At 54.3% G+C, this 6,377-nt stretch carries 5 protein-coding genes; all 5 read left to right on the top strand.

Annotation, left to right across the window (positions count from 1 at the left end; all coding sequences use genetic code 11):
- Positions 1–53 precede the first annotated feature (53 nt).
- Complete coding sequence (locus CIK94_RS10200; RefSeq protein ID WP_094384467.1) at positions 54–2,621, top strand: adenosylcobalamin-dependent ribonucleoside-diphosphate reductase; 2,568 nt, start codon at positions 54–56, stop codon at positions 2,619–2,621.
- A gap of 52 nt (positions 2,622–2,673) precedes the next feature.
- Positions 2,674–3,051 carry a dihydroneopterin aldolase gene (gene folB, locus CIK94_RS10205; protein ID WP_094384465.1) on the top strand — a complete coding sequence of 126 codons (378 nt, stop codon included), beginning with the start codon at positions 2,674–2,676 and terminating at the stop codon, positions 3,049–3,051.
- A 112-nt stretch (positions 3,052–3,163) separates the two neighbouring features.
- Positions 3,164–4,099 carry an SUMF1/EgtB/PvdO family nonheme iron enzyme gene (locus tag CIK94_RS10210; protein WP_094422957.1) on the top strand — a complete coding sequence of 312 codons (936 nt, stop codon included), beginning with the start codon at positions 3,164–3,166 and terminating at the stop codon, positions 4,097–4,099.
- A gap of 245 nt (positions 4,100–4,344) precedes the next feature.
- Entirely contained in the window at positions 4,345–5,283 is a 939-nt protein-coding gene (locus CIK94_RS10215; RefSeq protein ID WP_094422959.1) for an SUMF1/EgtB/PvdO family nonheme iron enzyme, read from the top strand.
- A 118-nt stretch (positions 5,284–5,401) separates the two neighbouring features.
- A partial coding sequence (locus CIK94_RS10220) for an N-acetylmuramoyl-L-alanine amidase (RefSeq protein ID WP_094422961.1) occupies positions 5,402–6,377 on the top strand: 976 nt, incomplete at its 3' end.

Raw genomic sequence — 6,377 nt, forward strand, 5'->3', positions numbered from 1 at the left:
AAAAATGTAGTAGCTTTGTAGTCCGACATATTATAATAATTATCCAACTTGTTATGAGCGAACTGAAAACATATTCTTACGATGAAGCATACCGTGCCACGCTCGCCTACTTTGACGGCGATGAGCTGGCAGCCCGAGTATGGGTCAACAAGTATGCCATGAAAGACAGCGCGGGCAACATCTATGAGCAGACGCCCACAGATATGCACTGGCGAATAGCCAATGAGATCGCGCGAATAGAGAACAACTATGACAATCCGATGAGCGCCCAGGAGGTGTTCGATGTGATAGACCATTTCAGATACATAGTGCCTGCCGGCAGCCCCATGACGGGCATCGGCAACAACCATCAGGTGGCCTCGCTGAGCAACTGCTTTGTGATAGGCCTCGACGGCGATGCCGACTCTTATGGCGCCATCATGCGCATCGATGAGGAACAGGTGCAGCTCATGAAGCGCCGCGGCGGCGTGGGTCACGACCTGAGCCAGCTGCGCCCCAAGGGCTCTCCCGTCAACAACTCTGCCCTCACCTCTACCGGACTGGTGCCCTTTATGGAGCGATTCTCCAACTCTACACGTGAGGTAGCGCAGGACGGACGCCGTGGAGCGCTGATGCTCTCGGTGAGTATCAAGCACCCGGACTCTGAGGCGTTTATCGACGCCAAGATGACCGAGGGCAAGGTGACTGGCGCCAACGTGAGCGTGAAGCTCGACGACGCCTTCATGCAGGCAGCCGTCGACGGGAGCGACTATGTACAGCAGTTCCCCATCGACAGCGACCAGCCGATGATGACAAAGACCATCAATGCCCGCCAGTTGTGGGAGAAGATAGTACACAACGCATGGCAGAGCGCCGAGCCAGGTGTGCTCTTTTGGGATACCATTCTCCGCGAGAGCATCCCCGACTGCTATGCCGACCTCGGCTTCCGCACAGTGAGTACCAATCCCTGTGGCGAGATACCTCTCTGTCCCTACGACAGCTGTCGACTGCTGTGTGTCAACCTCTACAGCTACGTGGTCAACCCCTTCACCCCCGAAGCCCGTTTCGACTTCGACCTCTTCCGTCGTCATGCCCGCGCTGCCCAACGCATCATGGACGACATCGTAGACCTGGAGATGGAGAAGATAGACCAGATAATGGACAAAATCAAGCATGATCCCCAGAGCGATGAGGTCAAGGAGGCCGAGTATCATCTCTGGGAAAAGATACGCCACAAGAGCGGTCAGGGCCGTCGCATCGGTGTGGGCATCACCGCCGAGGGCGATATGCTCGCTGCCATGGGCCTGCGCTACGGCACCCAGGAGGCTACCGACTTCAGCGTCGAGGTACACCGTACCCTCGCCCTTGGCGTCTATCGTGCCTCGGTCGACATGGCGCGCGAGCGTGGCGCCTTTGCCATCTACGATGCCCACCGCGAGGAAGCCAACCCCTTCATCGGACGCATCCGTGAGGCCGACCCCGAGCTCTATGCCGATATGGTCAAGTATGGCCGTCGCAATATAGCCTGTCTTACCATTGCGCCGACAGGCACTACGTCGCTCATGACGCAGACCACTTCGGGTATCGAGCCCGTATTCATGCCCGTCTACAAGCGCCGCCGTAAGGTCAACCCCAATGACGCCGACGTGCATGTGGACTATGTAGACGAGGTAGGCGACAGCTTCGAGGAGTATATCGTCTACCACCGCAAGTTCCTCACCTGGATGGAGGTCAACGGCATGGATATCCACAAGCGTTACTCGCAGGAAGAGATAGACCAGCTGGTAGCTCGCTCGCCTTACTACAAGGCTACTGCCAATGATGTGGACTGGCTCATGAAGGTCAAGATGCAGGGCGCCATCCAGAAGTGGGTAGACCACTCTATCTCCGTGACCGTCAATCTGCCCAACGAGGTCGACGAGGCTCTCGTCAACCGTCTCTACGTCGAAGCCTGGCGCTCCGGGTGCAAGGGCTGTACCATCTATCGCGACGGCAGCCGCTCGGGCGTGATGATGTCGGTAAGCAAGAAGGACAAGAAGAAGGAGAAGAACCATCAGGCCGAGGCTGCGGCTTCGCCCTGCCAGCGTCCGGCTGTCACCGAGACCCGTCCCAAGGAACTCGTGTGCGATGTGGTGCGCTTCCAGAACAACCGCGAGAAGTGGGTGGCTTTTGTAGGACTGCTCGACGGCTATCCCTATGAAATCTTCACCGGTCTGCAGGACGATGAGGAAGGTATCGTGCTGCCCAAGACCGTCACCCGTGGCAAGATAATCAAGCAGACCAACGAGGACGGCAGCCATCGCTATGACTTCCAGTTTGAAAACAAGCGTGGCTACAAGACTACTGTCGAGGGCTTGTCTCAGAAGTTCAACCCCGAGTACTGGAACTATGCCAAGCTCATCTCGGGTGTGCTGCGCTACCGTATGCCTATCGACCACGTCATCAAACTTGTGGGTTCGCTCCAGCTTAATGATGAAAGCATCAACACTTGGAAGAACGGCGTGGAGCGCGCGCTCAAGAAGTATATCGCCGATGGCACCCAGGCCAAGGGACAGATGTGCCCCGCCTGCGGACAGGAAACCCTTGTCTACCAGGAGGGCTGCCTCATCTGCACCAACTGCGGTGCCAGCCGTTGCGGTTGATGCCTTATATATAATCGTTGACACCTTATATATAATAATAGCAATCACTAAGATGAAACTCAACTCCAGTTATATTTATCTGCAAGACCTGCGCTTTCACGCCTATCACGGTGTGGAGGCGCAGGAGCGTATTGTGGGCAACGACTATCTGATGGACGTGCGCCTGCAATATCCTGTCGACCAAGCTATGCTCAGCGACAATGTGCTCGACACCGTCAACTATGCCGATGTCTACCGTGTGCTCGAACAGGAGATGCAGGTGCCCAGCAATCTGCTCGAGCGCGTGGCTTACCGCATTGCCGACCGCATCTTCCGTCGCTTCGCCTTTATCAAGAGCCTCGACATCAGGCTCACCAAGCTCAACCCGCCTATGGGTACCAATATGGGTGGCGCCGGTGTGGAACTCCACTTTGACAATGACCATGCTTAGCGCCGGGAGCAGAGCCTCTGTGGCGGGGGTGCCCCAAGCGGTCATGGACTACGGTGCGCCTACGCCATCTTTCATTTCCACTCTCATATAAGTCAAACTAAAACTTTTATCTATGAAATCGATTGTCATTATACTCATGTCGTGTCTGGTCGCAGTGACAGTCTCTGCGCAGGGAATTATCCGCAGACCGGCAGCAACTAAACCCAAGCCAACAGCAACTAAACCCAAGCCAACAGTAAGGAAACCCCAGAGTCGCGGCAGTAGTGCCGTAAGGCCCAAGCCTGCCCATCCGAAGAAGGAAGACCCCATCAACTCGCTGGCAGAGCCTCTGCGCTCCCACCTCAAGAAACTCATGGCCGATATGGTGCTGGTAGAGGGCGGTACGTATATGATGGGTAATCCAGATAGGGATAGGAATGACGAGTACGCTAAAGATGTGCCACATGAAGTTACCCTCAGCTCGTTTTATATCTGCAAGTATGAGGTCACCGAGGCGCTTTGGACCGCTGTGATGGGCAGTAATCCGTCAAGAGATAAGTTGGGAGACAACTATCCGGTTGAACGAGTAAACTGGTATGACTGTCAGGACTTCGTAGAGAAGCTAAGCGAATTGACCGGACGCCACTTCCGTCTGCCTACAGAGGCCGAATGGGAGTATGCTGCACGTGGCGGCAAGCGTAGTCGTGGCTATAGATATAGCGGTAGCTACGCTCTTGATGAAATAGGATGGCATGTAGGTAATGCACATTACTACAAGAGGGAAGTAGGAACCAAAAAGCCCAATGAACTGGGCCTTTATGACATGACTGGAAATGTGAGTGAATGGTGCCAGGACAAATTAGACATCGAATATTATCATCATAGTCCATCCATTAATCCCCAGGGGCCGGATAGAAGTACATACAAAGATAACCGTTGCTTTAGAGGTGGCTCGTTCTGTGATGATGAGAAGTATGACGAGTTGAAAGTATATACACGCAATACTGGGATGCCCCCAGAGGAAAAATATGGCCATCTCGGACTGCGTTTGGCCATGTCTGTAAACTAATGGCTCCGTCGGGTTTTATGGTAACGAGAAGACGCTTACCCTACGTTATGCCCTCGCCTTCGGCCGAATGGTCGAGGAGCGTTGCCCCGATGTGCGAGTCATCTGTATCTGCATGCGTGATGACCATGTTTACCGCCGGGAGCAGAGCCTCTGCGGCGGGGGTGCCCCAAGCGGTCATGGACTACGGTGCGCCTACGCCATCTTTCATTTCCACTCTCATATAAGTCAAACTAAAACTTTTATCTATGAAATCGATTATCATTATACTCATGTCGTGTTTGGTCGCAGTGACAGTCTCTGCGCAGGGAATTATCCGCAGACCGGCGGCAACCAAACCCAAGCCAACAGTAAGGAAACCCCAGAGTCGCGGCAGAAGTGCCGTAAGGCCCAAGCCTGCCCATCCGAAGAAGGCAGACCCCATCAACTCGCTGGCAGAGCCTCTGCGCTCCCACCTCAAGAAACTCATGGCCGATATGGTGCTGGTAGAGGGCGGTACGTATATGATGGGTAATCCAGATAGGGATAGGAATGACGAGTACGCTAAAGATGTGCCACATGAAGTTACCCTCAGCTCGTTTTATATCTGCAAGTATGAGGTCACCGAGGCGCTTTGGACCGCTGTGATGGGCAGTAATCCGTCAAAGTATCCGTCGGGAGACAACTATCCGGTTGAACAAGTGAACTGGTATGACTGTCAGGACTTCGTAGAGAAGCTAAGCGAATTGACCGGACGCCACTTCCGTCTGCCTACAGAGGCCGAATGGGAGTATGCTGCACGTGGCGGCAAGCGCAGTCGTGGTTATAGATATAGCGGAAGCTACAATCTTGATGAAATAGGATGGCATGCAGGTAATGCCAAGCGGTATTCTTGGAGTTCATTGGGTGACAAGAAAGAGGTGGGAACCAAAAAGCCCAACGAACTGGGTCTTTATGATATGACTGGAAATGTGAATGAATGGTGCCAGGACAAGCATAACGATGATTATTATCGCCATAGTCCCACTACCAATCCCCAAGGACCGGATAGAAGTACATACAAAGATGGCCGTTGTTTTAGAGGTGGCTCGGTCTGGGAAGATGATAAATATGACTATTTGAAAGTATATCATCGCCCTCGTGGTGGGATGCCCCCAGAGGAAAAATATGGCCATCTCGGGCTGCGTTTGGCCATGTCTGTAAACTAATGGCTCCGTCGGGTTTATGGTAACGGCGCCGAAGACACTTAATAAATGATAAAACTTGACAGCCGCTGGCGGTTTTATGATGAATATTTGTTAATTTTGCATTGTTATTCATGTAGATATGATTAAGCGAACAGTCTTGGCTCTCTTGCTGGCGCTCCTTACCATCCCGATGATGGCCGACGGGCGCCGATTTACCCTGGTCATTGACGCCGGCCACGGCGGTCACGACTTTGGTGCACCCGGAGCCGTAACCAATGAGAAGACGCTTACCCTGCGTTATGCCCTCGCCTTCGGCCGAATGGTCGAGGAGCGTTGCCCCGATGTGCGAGTCATCTATACCCGTAAGCGTGATGTGTTTATCAAGTTGATAGACCGTGCCGAAATCGCCAACCGCAACAAGGCCGACCTCTTCATGTCATTCCATATCAACGCCGTCGAAGGCAGCCGCTCGGCACGTGGTTTCCAGACCTGGACGTTGGGCCGTGGAGCCAGCACCGGCAACAAGGGCATCATGGAAAACCTCGATGTCGCCAAGCGAGAGAACTCCGTAATCCTGATGGAGAAAGACTACAAGCAGGTGTATAAAGGCATAGACCAGAACTCTGCCGAGAGCGACATCATGTTTGAGTTTATCGCCGACAAGAACCGCGAGCGCAGTGTGGAGCTTGCCAAACTCATGCAGCGAGAGGTGTGCCGCGCCACCGGACGTATCAATGCCGGCGCCCACCAGAACAATCTGGCCGTGCTGCGTCTCTCGTCGATGCCCAGCTGCCTCCTGGAACTCGGCTTCATATCCACCCCCGACGAAGAGCGTTTCCTCAACTCCGATGCAGCGCTCACCCTCTACACCCAAGGCATCTTCAACGCCTTCTTGCAGTACAAGATGCGATTTGCAGACAAGATTACCGTACCTTATAAGGCTGACGACAACACCCCGAGGGCGTTGCCGCAGATCGTACCCGACGAGTATCGCAAGCAGCAGCTTGCAGCCCAGGCACCCGCAGCCACCCCGCAGCCCCAGACAGCGATGACGCGCCAGGCAGCCACCGTAGATGCCCAGCGCCAGGCAGCCCCCCTCGACACCGCCCAGGCTA

The organism is Prevotella sp. P4-51 (assembly GCF_002251455.1).
Lineage (GTDB): Bacteria > Bacteroidota > Bacteroidia > Bacteroidales > Bacteroidaceae > Prevotella.

Bases quoted from the DNA above. Each gene is read 5' to 3' on its own strand.
- CIK94_RS10200 (WP_094384467.1), top strand. From the start codon at position 54: ATGAGCGAACTGAAAACATATTCTTACGATGAAGCATACCGTGCCACG.
- folB (WP_094384465.1), top strand. From the start codon at position 2,674: ATGAAACTCAACTCCAGTTATATTTATCTGCAAGACCTGCGCTTTCAC.
- CIK94_RS10210 (WP_094422957.1), top strand. From the start codon at position 3,164: ATGAAATCGATTGTCATTATACTCATGTCGTGTCTGGTCGCAGTGACA.
- CIK94_RS10215 (WP_094422959.1), top strand. From the start codon at position 4,345: ATGAAATCGATTATCATTATACTCATGTCGTGTTTGGTCGCAGTGACA.